Source organism: Rhodococcus sp. WB9, from assembly GCF_007558985.1.
Classification (GTDB): domain Bacteria; phylum Actinomycetota; class Actinomycetes; order Mycobacteriales; family Mycobacteriaceae; genus Rhodococcus_F; species Rhodococcus_F opacus.
In genome coordinates this window covers 5,264,261-5,280,335 of record NZ_CP041769.1, presented here as the reverse complement: position 1 = coordinate 5,280,335, position 16,075 = coordinate 5,264,261, and the positions used below count along the sequence as shown (strand labels likewise).

14 protein-coding genes are annotated in these 16,075 nt (G+C 68.7%); 11 read left to right on the top strand and 3 right to left on the bottom strand.

What is annotated here, in order from left to right; all coding sequences use genetic code 11:
* Positions 1–54 precede the first annotated feature (54 nt).
* From FND50_RS24575 to proB, 11 genes are all read left to right on the top strand, one after another.
* Entirely contained in the window at positions 55–1,215 is a 1,161-nt protein-coding gene (locus FND50_RS24575; RefSeq protein WP_260850680.1) for a sugar diacid recognition domain-containing protein, read from the top strand.
* A gap of 138 nt (positions 1,216–1,353) precedes the next feature.
* A complete protein-coding gene (locus tag FND50_RS37090; RefSeq protein WP_231137662.1) occupies positions 1,354–1,506 on the top strand; it encodes a hypothetical protein in 153 nt (50 codons plus the stop codon).
* 55 nt (positions 1,507–1,561) lie between these two features.
* A complete protein-coding gene (locus FND50_RS24565; RefSeq protein ID WP_144287399.1) occupies positions 1,562–4,270 on the top strand; it encodes a valine--tRNA ligase in 2,709 nt (902 codons plus the stop codon).
* On the top strand, positions 4,267–5,694 hold the full coding sequence (locus FND50_RS24560; protein WP_005261300.1) for a folylpolyglutamate synthase/dihydrofolate synthase family protein: 1,428 nt from the start codon (positions 4,267–4,269) through the stop codon (positions 5,692–5,694). The genes FND50_RS24565 and FND50_RS24560 overlap by 4 nt, the downstream gene beginning before the upstream one ends.
* Positions 5,691–6,101: a DUF4233 domain-containing protein gene (locus FND50_RS24555; protein WP_005248087.1), complete on the top strand. Its 411-nt coding sequence runs from the start codon at positions 5,691–5,693 to the stop codon at positions 6,099–6,101. The genes FND50_RS24560 and FND50_RS24555 overlap by 4 nt, the downstream gene beginning before the upstream one ends.
* An 18-nt stretch (positions 6,102–6,119) precedes the next feature.
* Positions 6,120–6,539 carry a nucleoside-diphosphate kinase gene (gene ndk, locus FND50_RS24550; protein WP_005248085.1) on the top strand — a complete coding sequence of 140 codons (420 nt, stop codon included), beginning with the start codon at positions 6,120–6,122 and terminating at the stop codon, positions 6,537–6,539.
* 457 nt (positions 6,540–6,996) lie between these two features.
* Positions 6,997–10,353: a ribonuclease E/G gene (locus FND50_RS24545; RefSeq protein WP_144287398.1), complete on the top strand. Its 3,357-nt coding sequence runs from the start codon at positions 6,997–6,999 to the stop codon at positions 10,351–10,353.
* Positions 10,354–10,559: 206 nt separating this feature from the next.
* On the top strand, positions 10,560–10,871 hold the full coding sequence (gene rplU, locus FND50_RS24540) for a 50S ribosomal protein L21 (RefSeq protein WP_005248081.1): 312 nt from the start codon (positions 10,560–10,562) through the stop codon (positions 10,869–10,871).
* 42 nt (positions 10,872–10,913) lie between these two features.
* Positions 10,914–11,177, top strand: a complete 264-nt coding sequence (gene rpmA / locus FND50_RS24535; RefSeq protein ID WP_005248077.1) for a 50S ribosomal protein L27 — start codon at positions 10,914–10,916, stop codon at positions 11,175–11,177.
* A 143-nt stretch (positions 11,178–11,320) separates the two neighbouring features.
* Positions 11,321–12,781, top strand: a complete 1,461-nt coding sequence (gene obgE, locus FND50_RS24530; protein WP_005572497.1) for a GTPase ObgE — start codon at positions 11,321–11,323, stop codon at positions 12,779–12,781.
* Positions 12,778–13,878, top strand: coding sequence for a glutamate 5-kinase (gene proB / locus FND50_RS24525; protein ID WP_133984479.1), 1,101 nt, complete (start codon positions 12,778–12,780; stop codon positions 13,876–13,878). Before obgE ends, proB begins: the two co-directional genes overlap by 4 nt.
* Positions 13,879–13,881: 3 nt before the next feature.
* Here proB and FND50_RS24520 read toward each other — a convergent pair whose 3' ends face one another.
* From FND50_RS24520 to FND50_RS24510, 3 genes are read right to left on the bottom strand one after another with little or no spacing between them, the layout of a single operon-like run.
* On the bottom strand, positions 13,882–14,709 hold the full coding sequence (locus FND50_RS24520; RefSeq protein ID WP_005261296.1) for an NAD-dependent protein deacetylase: 828 nt from the start codon (positions 14,707–14,709) through the stop codon (positions 13,882–13,884).
* Positions 14,710–14,730: 21 nt separating this feature from the next.
* A complete protein-coding gene (locus tag FND50_RS24515; RefSeq protein ID WP_144287397.1) occupies positions 14,731–15,666 on the bottom strand; it encodes a D-isomer specific 2-hydroxyacid dehydrogenase family protein in 936 nt (311 codons plus the stop codon).
* 10 nt (positions 15,667–15,676) lie between these two features.
* Positions 15,677–16,075: an ectoine synthase gene (locus tag FND50_RS24510; RefSeq protein ID WP_005261294.1), complete on the bottom strand. Its 399-nt coding sequence runs from the start codon at positions 16,073–16,075 to the stop codon at positions 15,677–15,679.

The window sequence follows — 16,075 nt, the reverse complement described above, 5'->3', positions numbered from 1 at the left end:
GATACCCAATTGTGCGATGTGCACAACTCCCACAAGCGTTCGGAAGGGCAGTCGATGCTGAGTGAGGCTCTGGCGCAACAGATCGCGAACGAGATCACCGACGTCATCGGGTTCAACGTGCTCATCACGGATGCGGCCGGAACGGTGGTCGGCAGCGGGGACGAACGTCGCATCGGCCAGTTCCACGAGGCATCGATCGAGGTGATCCGTGCACGGCGCATGATCGCGCACTCGGCAGCGGACGTCCGCGACCTCGTCGGCAGTCTGCCCGGCGTCACCATTCCGCTCGTCATCGACGGTGACGTGGTGGGCACCATCGGGCTGTCCGGTTCACCCGAGCAGGTCGAACAGTTCGGGCTGGTGGTCAAGCGGCAGACCGAAATCCTGATGCAGGAGGCCTCGCGGATCGGTACCCGGCTGACCTACGAGCGGGCAGCGGAAGAATTGCTCCGCGACATCTGTGACTGGCATCGCTCCACGTTCACCGAGGCCCAGATCTCCCGGCGGGCAACGGGTCTGGGATACGACCTGCGCCGTCCCCGGGTCATGGTGCTGATCAGCTACGACAGTCACACCGACGACGCCGCCGTGGAGGGACAGTCCGTGTCCCTCGAGGTCCTGCGCGCCGTGCAGGACACGTTCGACTCCGCGACCGATCTGGTCGCACCGCTCGCCCGGCAGGTCATCGCGGTCACCACCGTGGTGACCGCACCGATCCCGGCTGCGGATGCGGCTTTGACGGACCGGTGCCGGAAGTATGTGTCCCAGATCCGGGAACGAGGATGGGACACCCGAGTGGGGATCGGCTCGATCGCGCACGGGGTCGAGCAACTCAATCTGTCGTCCCAGGACGCGTACGACGCGCTCCGGCTCGGCGCGGTTCTCGACCCACGCGGCCAGGTCTACGACATCGACCGGTTCCGCCTCCATCAGGCCGTCTCGGTGATACCTGCGGAGACCCGTGACAGGCTGTCACGGGCCGTGCTCGGCGCGTTGGCCACCGACAACGACTGGCCGCAGTTGCAGGAGACGCTGATCGCCTGGGGGGAGTGCGGGTTCAACTCCAGCCGGGCGGCGAAGCGGCTGCACGTCCACCGCAATACCCTCGCCAACCGGCTCGACAAGATCGCCCGGCTCCTCGGTCGCCCGCTGGACGAACCGGGTCTGGGCATGACGCTCTACCTCGCCTGTGTGGTGGCGCGGCGGGCCGGCTGAGCCTTCAGCCGGCGTGTGGGTGAACACCACCGGCGCGCCGATCGCCGTGTCGCCGCCGATCGGCGGCATTCTCGATGCATACTCGACACTCTCGAGTGGTTGCTGCACTGGATGCGGCAGACGAACCGGAGGAATCCCTTGAACGACCACCACGTGCAGCTCTTCTCCGAGCTGCACACCACCGCAGGATCCCAGGCAGGCGGCGAGGACGCAGGCGAGGCGCTGCGCCCCGTCGACCCGGAGCATCGCACCGCCACCGAGGTGCACCGCGCGCTGTTCAGCGACCAGTAGCGAGGCGGACGGTAGCCCCGTCGTCGGTCGTCCGTGCGTTCATTAGACTCGACGGGTGACCAGTGCAGCTCCAGAAAATCCCCAGAACCGTGCCGATGCCCTCCCGAAGAGCTGGGACCCCAGTTCCGTCGAGGACGATCTGTATCAGGGCTGGGTAGACGCCGGTTACTTCCGCGCGGACCCGCACAGCGACAAGCCGGGCTACTCCATCGTCCTGCCGCCGCCCAATGTGACCGGCAGCCTGCACATGGGTCACGCGCTCGACCACACGTTGATGGACGCGCTGAGCCGCCGCAAGCGGATGCAGGGCTACGAGGTGCTGTGGCTGCCCGGCATGGACCACGCGGGCATCGCGACGCAGACCGTGGTCGAGAAGCAGCTCGCCGTCGACGGCAAGACGAAGGAAGACTTCGGCCGCGAGCTGTTCATCGACAAGGTGTGGGACTGGAAGCGCGAGTCCGGTGGCACCATCGGCGGCCAGATGCGCCGCATCGGTGACAGCGTCGACTGGAGCCGCGACCGGTTCACCATGGACGATGGGCTGTCCCGCGCCGTCCAGACCATCTTCAAGCGCATGTACGACGACGGCCTGATCTACCGGGCCGAGCGTCTCGTCAACTGGTCGCCAGTGCTGCAGACGGCGATCTCCGACATCGAGGTGAAGTTCGAGGACGTCGAGGGCGAGCTGGTCTCGCTGCGGTACGGCTCCCTGAACGACGACGAGCCGCACGTCGTGGTCGCGACCACCCGTGTCGAGACGATGCTCGGCGACACCGCCGTGGCCGTCCACCCCGACGACGAGCGCTACAGGCACCTGATCGGAACGACGCTCGAGCACCCCTTCACCGGGCGCGACATCCCGATCATCGCGGACGAGTACGTCGATCCCGAGTTCGGCACCGGCGCCGTCAAGATCACGCCTGCGCACGACCCCAACGACTTCGAGATGGGCCTGCGGCACAACCTGCCCATGCCGACCATCATGGACAAGACCGGCAAGATCGCCGACACGGGAACGCAATTCGACGGTCTCGACCGCTTCGAGGCACGGGTCAAGGTGCGTGAGGCGCTCGCCGAGCAGGGTCGCGTGGTCGCGGAGAAGCGGCCCTACCTGCACAGTGTCGGACATTCCGAGCGCACCGGTGAGTCCATCGAGCCGCGCCTGTCGTTGCAGTGGTGGGTGAAGGTCGAGTCCCTCGCGAAGGCCGCCGGCGACGCGGTGCGCAACGGTGACACGGTCATTCACCCGGCCAGTCAGGAACCGCGATGGTTCGCCTGGGTCGACGACATGCACGACTGGTGCATCTCGCGTCAGCTGTGGTGGGGTCACCGGATCCCGATCTGGTACGGCCCCGACGGCGAGGTCGCATGCTTCGGACCGGACGAGACCGCGCCCGAGGGCTGGGTGCAGGATCCCGACGTCCTCGACACCTGGTTCTCCTCCGGGTTGTGGCCGTTCTCGACCATGGGCTGGCCCGAGAAGACGCCCGAGCTCGAGAAGTTCTATCCCACAAGTGTTCTCGTCACCGGTTACGACATCCTGTTCTTCTGGGTGGCGCGGATGATGATGTTCGGCACGTATGTGTCGGAGGACGACGCCATCACTGGGCGGGGCGAGCGAAGCGACGGGGTGTTCAGCGAAGGCAAGTCCGGACCGCAGATGCCGTTCCAGGACGTGTTCCTGCACGGCCTCGTCCGCGACCAGTTCGGTAAGAAGATGTCGAAGTCGCGGGGCAACGGCATCGACCCGCTCGACTGGGTCGACCGCTTCGGCGCCGATGCGCTCCGCTTCACGCTGGCCCGCGGCGCCAACCCCGGCAGCGACCTGTCCGTCGGCGAGGACCACGCGCAATCGTCGCGGAACTTCGCGACCAAACTGTTCAACGCGACCAAGTTCGCCCTCATGAACGGGGCCGCGCCGGCACCACTGCCCGGACGCGGCGAACTGACCGACGCCGACCGGTGGATCCTCGACCGCCTCGAGCAGGTGCGCGGGGAGGTCGACGCCGCATTCGACCGGTACGAGTTCAGCAAGGCGTGCGAGGCACTGTTCCACTTCGCGTGGGACGAGGTCTGCGACTGGTACCTCGAGCTGGCCAAGGTGCAGTTCGCCGAGAACGACACGGTCGCGGCGAACACGCGGGCCGTGCTCGGCAACGTCCTCGACGCCCTGTTGCGCCTGCTCCACCCGGTGATCCCGTTCGTCACGGAGACCCTGTGGAAGGCGCTCACCGAGAACGAATCCGTCGTCGTGGCGGATTGGCCGCAGTCGAGCGAGACCGCCGCGGATGCGGTTGCGGCGCAGCGTGTCGAGGACATGCAGCGACTGGTGACCGAGGTGCGCCGATTCCGCAGCGACCAGGGGCTCAAGCCCTCGCAGCGGGTGCCCGCGCGGATCAGCGGCATCGCCGAGGCCGATCTGGACACGCAGCTCGCCGCGGTCACGTCGCTGGCGCGTCTGACGGACCCGGAGGACGGTTTCGCGGTGTCCGCGTCGGTGGAGGTGCGCTTGAGCAAGGCGACCGTCACCGTCGATCTCGACACGTCGGGCAACGTCGACCTGGGCGCCGAGAAGGCGCGGCTGGAGAAAGATCTCGCGGCCGCGCAGAAGGAACTCGCCGGAACCACCGTGAAGCTGTCCAACGAGGCGTTCCTGGCCAAGGCCCCCGACGCCGTCAAGGAGAAGATCCGTACGCGTCAGCAGATCGCGACGGAAGAAATCGAACGCATCACCAAGCGATTGAAGGAGCTGGAAGGCGCGTGACCTCGCCCGACTTCACGCCGGAGGAAGTCAGTCCTGTCGACCTCGCGGAGCTGACACTGGTCGAGGCGGAACTCGACAAGCGGTGGCCCGAGACGAAGATCGAGCCGTCCCTCACCCGGATCGCGGCCCTGATGGACGTGCTGGGTTCGCCGCAGCACGGCTATCCCGCCATCCACGTCACCGGCACCAACGGTAAGACGTCGGTGACGCGGATGATCGACGCGCTGCTCACGGCGCTGCACCGGCGCACCGGCCGCACCACCAGCCCGCACCTGCAGCTCGCCACCGAGCGCATCAGCATCGACGGGCGCCCGGTGTCGCCCCGCCGGTACGTCGACACGTACCGGGAGATCGAACCGTACGTGCAGATGATCGACCAGCAGTCGCAGGCGGCCGGCGGCCCGGCGATGAGCAAGTTCGAGGTGCTCACCGCGATGGCGTACGCCGCGTTCGCGGAGGCACCTGTCGACGTCGCCGTCGTCGAGGTGGGTCTCGGCGGGCGTTGGGACGCAACCAATGTCATCGACGGCGAGATCGCGGTGATCACCCCGATCAGCCTCGATCATGCCGAGTATCTCGGCGACGACCTGGCCGGGATCGCCGAGGAGAAGGCCGGCATCATCAAGAAGGGCCGCGAGGACGCGCTCGTGCCCCGCGACGCCGTCGCGATCCTCGCCGAGCAGACGCCGGAAGTGATGGAGGTGCTGCTCCGCCGGGCCGTCGAGGTGGATGCCGCGGTCGCGCGGGAGGGCTCCGAGTTCACGGTGCTGGCCCGGCAGATCGCGGTCGGCGGCCAGCAGCTCGAACTCCAGGGCCTCGGCGGGGTCTACACCGACATCTTCCTGCCCCTGCACGGGGAGCACCAGGCGCGTAACGCGTCGCTCGCGCTCGCGGCCGTGGAGGCGTTCTTCGGTGCGGGCCCGGAACGGCAGCTCGACCAGGAGGCCATCCGGGAGGCGTTCGCGTCGGTCGTCAATCCGGGCAGGCTCGAACGTGTGCGCAGCGCCCCGACCGTCTTCCTCGACGCCGCGCACAACCCGGACGGGGCTCGTGCGCTCGCCGCCGCCCTGACCGCCGAGTTCGACTTCCGCAAGCTGGTCGGCGTCGTCAGCGTGATGGGGGACAAGGACGTCGACGGCATCCTGTCGGCGCTGGAACCGGTGTTCGACGAGCTCGTCGTGACGAACAACGGTTCGGCGCGGGCCATGGACGTCGACGATCTCGCCAATCTCGCGGTCGCCAAGTTCGGCGACGAACGCGTCGTCGTGGCGCCCACACTCGCGGACGCGCTGGAAACGGCCATCGGACTGGCCGAGGAGGTCGCCGAGCCCGGTGAAGCAGTATCGGGGGCGGGCGTCGTGGTCACCGGATCCGTGGTGACCGCCGGTGCGGCCCGCACCCTCTTCGGAAAGGACCCAGCGTGAGCGAGCCAGACTCGAGTGCTTCGGAACCGGAGTTCGGGCCGCCGACCAAGGACCCGTGGAAGGGATTCCGCGGTGTGGTCGCGGGATCTCTGATTCTGGAAGCGATCGTGGTGCTTCTCGCCCTGCCGGTCGTCGCGACGGTCGGCGGCGGACTGACCTGGTGGTCCGGAACGTACCTCGTGGGGCTGGCGGTGCTCATGATTCTCGGGGCGGGCCTGCAGGGCCGCCCCTGGGCGATGAAGTACAACCTGTTGTTGCAGGTGGGGCTCCTGCTCGGGTTCTTCGTCCACGTGTCGATCGGCTCGGTCGGAGTGGTCTTCGCCATCCTGTGGGGATACCTTCTCTACTTCCGCCGGAATGTCCGCCAGCGAATGGAGCGGGGCCTGCTGCCGGGGCAGCGGGGCTGACCATTTAGGCTGTGCGCCGTGACTGAGCGCACCCTTGTACTGATCAAGCCCGATGCCGTTGCCCGCGGATATGTAGGAGAAATCCTCGGTCGTATCGAGCGGAAAGGTCTGACGATCTCCGCGCTCGACCTGCGCACCGCTCCCGGCGACATCGCAGCCGCCCACTACGCCGAGCACGAAGGCCGCCCGTTCTACCCGGGCCTGCTGGAATTCATCACGGGCGGCCCGCTCGTCGCGGCAGTGCTCGAAGGTCCGCGGGCGATCGCGGCGTTCCGTCAGCTCGCCGGCGGCACCGACCCCGTCGAGAAGGCCGTTCCGGGCACGATTCGCGGTGACTTCGGGCTCGAAGCCCAGGAGAACCTGGTGCACGGCTCCGACTCGGTCGAGTCGGCCGAGCGCGAGATCGCCCTCTGGTTCCCGCACCTCGCCGCCAACTGATCTACCTCTCCACCCACCCCTCGACCCACCGGCCTGCCCTCCGGGCCGGCGGCGCCCTCGCGTGCGGAACATGTTCCAGACCGATACGTGCGCCGCTGGCACGGACTGCGGCACACGTGTGGGATACTGAGGGTGGTCGGACCGCAATTTGTGCACCACGTGGCTTCGACCGGATGACACCACGGCTCGATGCCCTTCATCGCTGCCCCTGCGTCAACAGGAAATACCTGGGCGTTTCGGCACGCTGGATGATCAGGCGCTCGCGCCGCGGACGACGGCCATCCGCAAGGCACTACATGGGTGTGCAGTGAAAACGGACACTGCACGCGCTGTGTGGAGCGAGACCAGACAATCTCGCGCTCACATCTGGGGCGCGAGTACACATACTGCGCCCTCGCGTGGCCGCGTGACACCCCCAGACACGGGAGTGGACGCGCCCGGGGGCTGAGGAGACTACGTGGCCGATCAAGCGCCGCCCACAAATTCAGAGCCGAACGAATCGGCCACCGCCGGGAGCGCGGTTCCCGCTCTTCCGGAGAAGATTCGCGTTCACGCCCTCGCGAAGTTGCTGGGCGTGACGAGCAAGCAGGTTCTCGCCGAGGCTGCGGCCCTCGGAACCGAACTGCGCAGCGCGCAGTCGAGCCTGCAACGCGAGGTCGCCGAGCGTGTGCACGCAGCTTTCACCGCTGCGCAGAACGCTCCCACCGAGCCACCCGCAGCGGCCGAACCGGTCGCGGAGACCCCGGCCGTCGAGGTCGCGCCGGAACCGGTCGCGGCTGCCGACGTCGAGGAAGCGGCGGTCGAGCAGACTCCCGCTCCGGCGGTTCCCGCCGAGGAAACTCCCGCCCAGGAACCCGTCGCGGAGGAGGCCGCGGTTTCCGAGCGCGACCTCGGACGTGACCTGTTCACCACCGCGTCCTACCAGGTCGAGGCGCCCGCCGCCGAGCCCGCCGTGGAGACCCCGCCCGCCGTCTCGCAGGTCCCGCTCTTCCTGCAGCCCGACCTCGCGGCGGTCGAGACCCCGCCGCGTCGCCGCCGCAGTCGCCGGGACGCCGGGACCCCGGAACCCACCACCGAGCAGCCGCCCGTCGTCGAATCGCACGACGAGGTGCCCGAGACCGCGAAGGCCACGGACACCGGAACCGCCGAGACCGAGTCGGACGAGTCCGACGTCGACGGCGATCAGCCGCGTCGTCGTCGCCGCGGCCGCCGCGGCCGTGGTCGCGGACGGGGCGAACAGCAGAACGAGCAGGACACCGACACCGACACCGAGGGTCCCGAGGCCGAGGAATCCGCGCGGGAATCCGCGCGCGAGGAGAAGGCCGCCGAGACACCGGCTCGGGAGCTCGAAGAGAAGCCGAAGAAGGAATCCGAGGAGAAGCCCGCTGAGGCCGAGCAGGCCGAGGCGGAGTCCGGTGACGAAGAGGCCGGTGAGGGCGACTCCGACGGGTCGAGCCGTCGCCGCCGTCGCCGTCGTCGCCGCAAGTCCGGTGGCGAGGGGTCGGGAGAGGCCACGTCCGAGGACGATCCGCCGAACACCGTCGTCCACGAGCGTGAACCTCGCAACAAGAGCCGCTCGAAGGACGAGGTCCAGGGCATCACCGGTTCGACGCGGCTCGAGGCGAAGCGTCAGCGTCGCCGTGACGGCCGGGATGCCGGCCGCCGGCGTCCGCCGATCCTCACGGAATCGGAGTTCCTGGCCCGCCGCGAGGCCGTCGACCGCGTGATGGTGGTGCGCGACCGCATCGCCACCGGGCAACCGCACGCGACGACGCAGGTCGCCGTGCTCGAGGACGGCGTCCTCGTCGAACACTTCGTGACCACGTCGGCGTCGGCATCGATGGTCGGCAACGTGTACCTCGGACGCGTCCAGAACGTGCTGCCCAGCATGGAAGCCGCGTTCATCGACATCGGCCGCGGCCGCAACGGCGTGCTGTACGCGGGTGAGGTCAACTGGGAGGCCGCCGGGCTCGGCGGCAACTCCCGCAAGATCGAGCAGGCTCTCAAGCCGGGCGATCAGGTGCTGGTTCAGGTCAGCAAGGACCCGGTCGGGCACAAGGGTGCCCGGCTGACCACGCAGATCAGTCTCGCGGGCCGCTTCCTGGTGTACGTGCCGGGCGGCACGTCCACCGGCATCAGCCGCAAACTGCCCGACACGGAGCGCAAGCGCCTCAAGGACATCCTGCGCGACATCGTGCCCTCGGACGCCGGAGTCATCATCCGGACCGCGTCGGAGGGTGTGAGCGAGGAGGAACTCGCTCGCGACGTGAAGCGTCTGCAGGACCAGTGGGCCGGGATCGAAGCGCAGGCCGCGAAGGCGGAATCCGGCAAGTCCGGTAACCCGCAGGCCCTGTACGAGGAGCCCGACCTTCTCGTGAAGGTCATCCGCGACCTGTTCAACGAGGACTTCTCCAAGCTCGTCATCGAGGGCGAGAAGGCCTGGTCGACGGTCGAGTCGTACATCAAGTCCGTGGCCCCCGATCTCATGCCGAGGCTCGAGCAGCACACGTCGGACAACGGTGTCGACGTCTTCGTGGCGCACCGCATCGACGAGCAGCTGGCGAAGGCGCTCGACCGCAAGGTCTGGTTGCCGTCCGGCGGCACGCTCGTGATCGACCGCACCGAGGCCATGACCGTGGTCGATGTCAACACCGGCAAGTTCACCGGTGCCGGCGGAAACCTCGAGGAGACCGTCACCCGGAACAACCTCGAGGCGGCCGAGGAGATCGTGCGGCAGATGCGCCTGCGCGACATCGGCGGCATGATCGTCGTCGACTTCATCGACATGGTGCTCGAATCGAACCGCGACCTCGTGCTGCGACGGCTGACGGAAGCCCTGGGCCGGGATCGCACCCGCCACCAGGTGTCCGAGGTCACGTCGCTCGGCCTGGTCCAGATGACACGGAAGAAGCTGGGCACCGGACTCGTCGAGGCGTTCTCGACGACGTGTGAGCACTGCCACGGCCGGGGCATCATCGTCCACGCCGAGCCGATCGAGGTGAAAGCCTCCGAGGACAACGGTGCGCGCGGCGGGTCGTCCCGCGGCGGCGACTCCGGTGGCTCCCGCAAGAAGCGCGGACGCGACAAGTCGTCCGGCGGGGAGACGTCGCAGCCTCCCGTGCACGAGGAGACCCCGACGGTGGACGCCACCGTCAAGCGGGCCCACCCGGTCGCTCTCGCGATGGCACACCACCATCACGAGGAGGAGGCCGCGCAGGCACACAGCGGACACGAGGCGGAATCCGCCGCGCAGCCCGCGGCGGCGGTTCCCGAGCCCGAGCAGCCGGTCGCCGCCGAGACGGAGACGCCGGCGGCTGACCTGCCCGGCATCGAAGAAGCGGTGGCCGAGGCCCCGGCAGCGGTCGCCGCGGAAGCCGTCGTGGCACCCGAGGCGGAGGAAGTCGTCGTCGAGGAAGCTGTCGTCGAGGAAGCCGTGGCCGAAGAGCCGGTCGTCGAACCTGCGCTGGCCGAAGCGGCTCCGGTCGCCGAGACCCCGGAACCCGTCGTGGAGCGCGAGCCCGAGCCCCAACCGGAGCCGGTGGCCCCGCCGCGGCGCAGGAGTCGTCGGGTGTCGAGGGCAGCGGCAGCGCCGGTGTCCGAAACCCCGAGCGCCGGTACCGTGTTCGTGATCCCGACATCGGAGACCGGCGCGGAGCACGCACCGGAGCCGGAACCGGCCATGTCGGCTTCGGCCGTGAGCGGACCGCCCGCGTCCTCGCCCGATGGCGCGGATGCGCAGGCAGCGCCGCGTAGGCCGCGGCGCCGCCGGGCGGCGGCACGTCCCGCCGGCCCGCCGGTGGACGCCGACAACTGACGAGGGAGCGCGGGAAGGCAATCGACGCCGGTTTGTACGGAACGGTTGCCTTCCTGTAACCTTGACCAGTCGCTACTCGGCGATGAAGGTCAGCTGTGCCCTCACCTGTGAAGGCTGCGCGATCTCGACCGAGCTAGCCGTCACACCAGACCAGTCGCGCACACTGTGGCGCGAGCAAGTTCGAAGAAGCAAGGGGTAGCCCTCCGATGGCAACGTACGCGATCGTCAAGACCGGCGGAAAGCAGTACAAGGTCGCTGTTGGTGACCTCGTCAAGGTCGAGAAGATCGAGGGTGAGCCCGGCACTGCTGTCTCGCTTGCTCCCGTTCTCGTCGTCGACGGATCCGATCTGACGACCGACGCCGACAAGCTGGCCAAGATCTCGGTCACGGGTGAGGTCGTCGAGCACACCAAGGGCCCGAAGATCCGGATCCACAAGTTCAAGAACAAGACCGGCTACCACAAGCGTCAGGGCCACAGGCAGAAGCTGACGGTCCTCAAGGTCACCGGCATCAAGTAGCTAGAGCTTCAGAGCTGATTTCACCCGAGGAGGGTCAAGAACATGGCACATAAGAAGGGTGCATCCAGCTCCCGTAACGGTCGCGATTCAAATGCTCAGCGACTCGGCGTGAAGCGTTTCGGCGGCCAGTCCGTCAGCGCCGGCGAGATTCTGGTGCGTCAGCGCGGAACCCACTTCCACCCCGGCGTCAACGTCGGTCGTGGCGGCGACGACACGCTCTTCGCGCTCTCTGCCGGTGCCGTCGAGTTCGGCACCAAGCGTGGACGCAAGACCGTGAACATCGTTCCGGCGGCGGCAGAGGCCTAGTCCTGCCGCGAGTATGCATCGTCCCGTGAGGGACGTTTCAAGCTCCCAATAGGGGCGGACCTGGGTCGTGATACCCGGTCCGCCCCTATTGTCTTTTTCAAGAGTGAGATCAACACAATTGGCTGAGGAAGGATCCGGCAGTCATGTCCCGATTCATTGACCGCGTCGTGCTGCACGTCAGCGCCGGAAAAGGCGGCAATGGCTGCGCCTCCGTACACCGGGAGAAGTTCAAACCACTCGGTGGCCCGGATGGCGGCAACGGCGGGCGTGGCGGTGACGTCGTGCTCGAGGTGGACGGCAACGTCCACACCCTCCTCGACTTCCATTTCCACCCCCACGCGAAGGCCACCAACGGCAAGCAGGGGATGGGGAGCAACCGTGACGGCGCCCAGGGCGACGACCTGATCCTGAAGGTCCCCGACGGCACCGTCGTCCTCGACGAGGACGGGCGTATCCTCGCCGACCTCATCGGTGTCGGCACCCGCTTCGAGGCCGCCCAGGGTGGCCGCGGCGGACTCGGCAACGCGGCCCTGTCGTCGAAGGCGCGCAAGGCGCCGGGCTTCGCGCTCCTCGGTGAGGACGGCGTCGAGCGGGAACTGGTCCTCGAACTGAAGTCCGTGGCCGATGTCGGGCTGGTCGGGTTCCCGTCGGCGGGTAAGTCCTCGCTCGTGTCCGTGCTGTCGGCGGCGAAGCCGAAGATCGCCGACTACCCGTTCACGACGCTCGTGCCGAACCTCGGTGTGGTATCGAGCGGCGACACCACGTTCACGGTGGCCGACGTGCCCGGGTTGATCCCCGGCGCGAGCGACGGCCGCGGGCTCGGACTGGACTTTCTGCGCCACCTCGAGCGGTGCGCCGTGCTGGCCCACGTCGTCGACTGCGCGACGCTCGACCCGGGCCGCGACCCGATCTCCGACATCGACGCACTCGAGGCGGAACTCGCCGCGTACAAGGGCGCGCTGTCCGGCGACGCCGGGCTCGGTGACCTCGCGGACCGGCCCCGCATCGTGATCCTGAACAAGGCGGACGTGCCGGAGGCGGCCGAGCTGGCCGAGATGGTCACCCCCGATCTCGAGGCCCGCGGGTGGCCTGTCTTCACGATCTCGGCCGTCAGCCGAGAGGGATTGCGCCCGTTGACGTTCGCGCTGGCGAAGCTGGTTGCGGACTACCGTGAGGCGCACCCGAAGGCCGAGCCGAAGCGTCAGGTGATCCGCCCGGTGATCGCGAACGAGAACAGCTTCAGCGTCGTCGCCGACCCCGAGATCCCCGGTGGGTTCATCGTCCGCGGCACGCGGCCGGAGCGCTGGGTGCGGCAGACGCAGTTCGACAACGACGAGGCCGTGGGCTACCTCGCCGACCGCCTCGCGCGACTCGGCGTGGAGACCGAGCTCGTCAAGCAGGGTGCGGAGCCGGGAGCGTCCGTCACGATCGGCAACGTGAGCTTCGACTGGGAGCCCCAGACACCGGCCGGCGTCGATCTCACCCGCACCGGCCGCGGTACCGACCCGCGTCTGGATCAGGTCGAGCGCATCGGCGCGACCGAACGCAAGCACGCATCCAGGGTCCGTCGCGGTCTCGAAGGCCTCGACCCCGAAGACCAGTGAGCGCCACCCGGCGCACGATCGCGTCGGCGGGCAGCATTGTCGTGAAGATCGGATCGTCCGCGCTGACCAGTCTGGTCGGCGGGCTCGACGTCCGTCGCCTCGACGAGCTGGCCGATGCGATCGAGGCACGGATGCGTGCCGGTTCCGACGTGGTCGTCGTGTCGTCCGGGGCAGTGGGCGCGGGTCTGGCCCCGTTGGGGCTGACCAAGCGGCCGCGGGACCTGGCGACGAAGCAGGCCGCCGCGAGCGTCGGCCAGCTGGCGCTGGCCCACGCCTGGGGCACGTCGTTCGCCCGGTACGGGCGCACCGTCGGGCAGGTGCTGCTCACCGCGGACGACATCGCCCGCCGCGCGCAGCACCGCAACGCGCAACGCACTCTCGACCGCCTGCGCGCGCTGCACGCGGTCGCGATCGTCAACGAGAACGACACCGTCGCGACGGCGGAGCTGCGCTTCGGCGACAACGACCGGCTCGCGGCGCTGGTCGCGCACCTGGTCGGCGCCGACGCGCTGGTCCTGCTGTCGGATGTCGACGGGCTGTACGACGGCGACCCCCGCAAGGGCAATGCGACGCTGATTCCCGAGGTGAACAGCCCGGAGGATCTCGACGGGGTGGTCGCAGGCTCGGGCGGCGCTCTCGGCACCGGCGGGATGGCGTCCAAGCTGTCGGCAGCGCGCCTCGCGGCCGATGCCGGCGTGCCCGTACTGCTCGCCGCCGCCTCGGACGCCGGGCCAGCGCTACGGGACGCCGGGGTGGGGACGGCATTCGCGGCCCGGCCGTCCCGGTTGTCGGCGCGCAAGTTCTGGGTACGCCACGCCGCGGACGAGCAGGGGATCCTGCACATCGACGAGGGCGCTGTGCGTGCCGTCGTCACCAAACGGCGGTCGTTGCTGCCCGCGGGGATCAGCGCGGTGTCGGGGCGGTTCTACGGCGGCGACGTCGTGTCGCTCCTCGGCCCCGACGAGCGTCCCGTGGCCAGGGGTGTCGTGGCGTACGACTCCGCCGAGATCAGCGACATCCTGGGCAAGTCGACCCAGGAACTGCCCGCGGAGATGCAGCGCCCCGTCGTCCACGCGGACGATCTGGTGCCGCTCTGACGGTCACGCGGGCAGCGCGGAGGACGCGTCGAGCAGTGCGGTGAGTGCCTCCGAGCAACCGGCGTGGAGGGTGAGGGTGGCGAACTCGTCGCCGCGTGTCGTCCCCCTGTTGACGATGACGATGGGGATTCCGCGCTTGGCGGCGTGCCGGACGAACCGCAGTCCCGACATGACGGTGAGCGACGAGCCGGCCACCAGGAGCGCCTCGGCCTCGTCGACCACGTCGTAGGCGGCGGCGACCCTCGGTTTCGGGACGGATTCGCCGAAGTACACGATGTCGGGTTTGAGAAGTCCGCCACACGCCTCGCAGTCGACCATCCGGAAATGCTCGGTGCTGGTGATCACCGCGTCGGCGTCCGGTGCGATCTCCACTCCCTGTGCGGCAGCGACGGTTTCGGCGAAACCGGGGTTCGCACGCTCGAGCCGGTCGGCGAGCGTGGCCCGCGAGATCAGGGCGTCGCACGCCAGGCACCGGACTTGGGCGTACGTGCCGTGCAGGTCGATCACCCGGCGACTGCCGGCCTTGGTGTGCAGCAGGTCGACGTTCTGGGTGATGACGGCACGCGCGACACCGGCCCGTTCGAGCCCCGCCAGCGCGCGGTGGCCCGTGTTGGGCCGGGCGGCGTCCATGTGCCGCCAGCCGAGGTGGTTGCGCGCCCAGTAGTGGCGGCGGAAGTCGGGGTCCCCGGTGAACTGCTGGTACGTCATGGGATTGCGCGGCGGCGACTCCGGACCCCGGTAGTCGGGAATTCCGGAGTCTGTCGAGATGCCGGCGCCGGTGATCACACACAGGCGCCGGCCACCGAGTACGTCGATCAGTCGGGCGAACACGCACTCCAGGGTAGCGCCGGCTCAGTACCCGACGACAGGATCGATCAGAGCGGTGAGATTCTCACCTGCGACGAAGCGGGCGACGTTCAGTGCCACGTGCTCGGCGAACGCCGGGGGCCGGACCGCAGGCGGGTTGGAATCGTGGGGGGTGATGATCACGTTGGGCAGATCCCACAGCGGGTGGCCGTCGGGAAGCGGCTCGGGATCGGTGACGTCGAGTCCCGCACCGCCGATCGTTCTGTCCCGCAGCGCTTTCACCAGTGCGTTGGTGTGGACGAGCGAGCCGCGCGCGACGTTGATCACCCACGCGGTCGGCTTCATCTGCGCGAACTCCGCCGCCCCGACCAGATGGTGCGTGGCGTCGGTGGCGGGAGCCCCGAGCACGAAGTGGTCCGCGCGGGCCCACACCTCGCCGAGACGGGTGGTGGGGAGCGTCTCGATCGCGCCCGGCACCGGGCTTCCGGAGCGATTCACCGCGATGACGTCGGCCCCGACACCCGCGAGCATCGGGATCAGTGCCCGGCCGATTCCGCCGGCACCCACGATGGCGACCGTGGTGCCCCGCAGGGTGCCGATCTTCGAGAAGAACTCCTGCTGACGCCAGGTCTTCGCCTCGAGGTGCTCCGGTAGTGCCCGCACCCCGGCCAGCAGCAGCGTCAGAGCGTGCTCGGCGACGGTGGCGGCGAACGCGCCCGCCGCCGACGTCCACTGCACGGTGGTGTCGGGTCTGATCACCTTCGCGGCGAACCACTCCTCGACACCCGCGGAGTTCAACTGCACCCAGCGGATGTTCTCGGGAAGCGGGTCCGGGAACCCGATCGGACCCGCGGTCCAGACCAGGGCGTCCGCGGACTCGAGGGGTGCCACACGGGCGCCGCCCCGGCGCACCGCATCCTCGAGGAGCGGGTCCGGGGCGGGTCCGATGGCTATAGCTGGAACAGCAGCGTCGTCGGCCATGGGGTCGAACTTACGCGGGAACCTCGACCAACGGGTAGACACCGTTTTCGTCGTGGACCTCACGCCCGGTGACGGGCGGGTTGAACACGCACAGCATGCGCATTTCGGTGTCGGGCTCGACACGGTGACGCTCGTGACCGTTGAGCAGGTACATCGAACCGGGGCCGAGTTCGTAGACCTTGTCGTTGTCGAGGTCGATCAACTTGCCGGTTCCCTCGACGAGCCAGACGGCCTCGACGTGGTTGGCGTAGTGGAACTCGTTGACCGAGCCCGCTTTGATCGTGGTCTCGTGGAACGAGAAGCCCACTTTGTCGCCGCCGAGGATGATGCGCTTGCTGCGCCAGTTTCCGTCCTCGCTGGTGATGTCGCGCTCGGTGTCGGTGATTTCTGCGGTGGTGCGAACGATCAT

Excerpts from the sequence above, each read along its gene's own strand:
- FND50_RS24575 (WP_260850680.1), top strand. The coding sequence starts at position 55 with ATGCTGAGTGAGGCTCTGGCGCAACAGATCGCGAACGAGATCACCGAC.
- rplU (WP_005248081.1), top strand. The coding sequence starts at position 10,560 with ATGGCAACGTACGCGATCGTCAAGACCGGCGGAAAGCAGTACAAGGTC.
- rpmA (WP_005248077.1), top strand. The coding sequence starts at position 10,914 with ATGGCACATAAGAAGGGTGCATCCAGCTCCCGTAACGGTCGCGATTCA.
- obgE (WP_005572497.1), top strand. The coding sequence starts at position 11,321 with ATGTCCCGATTCATTGACCGCGTCGTGCTGCACGTCAGCGCCGGAAAA.
- FND50_RS24515 (WP_144287397.1), bottom strand. The coding sequence starts at position 15,666 with ATGGCCGACGACGCTGCTGTTCCAGCTATAGCCATCGGACCCGCCCCG.
- FND50_RS24510 (WP_005261294.1), bottom strand. The coding sequence starts at position 16,075 with ATGATCGTTCGCACCACCGCAGAAATCACCGACACCGAGCGCGACATC.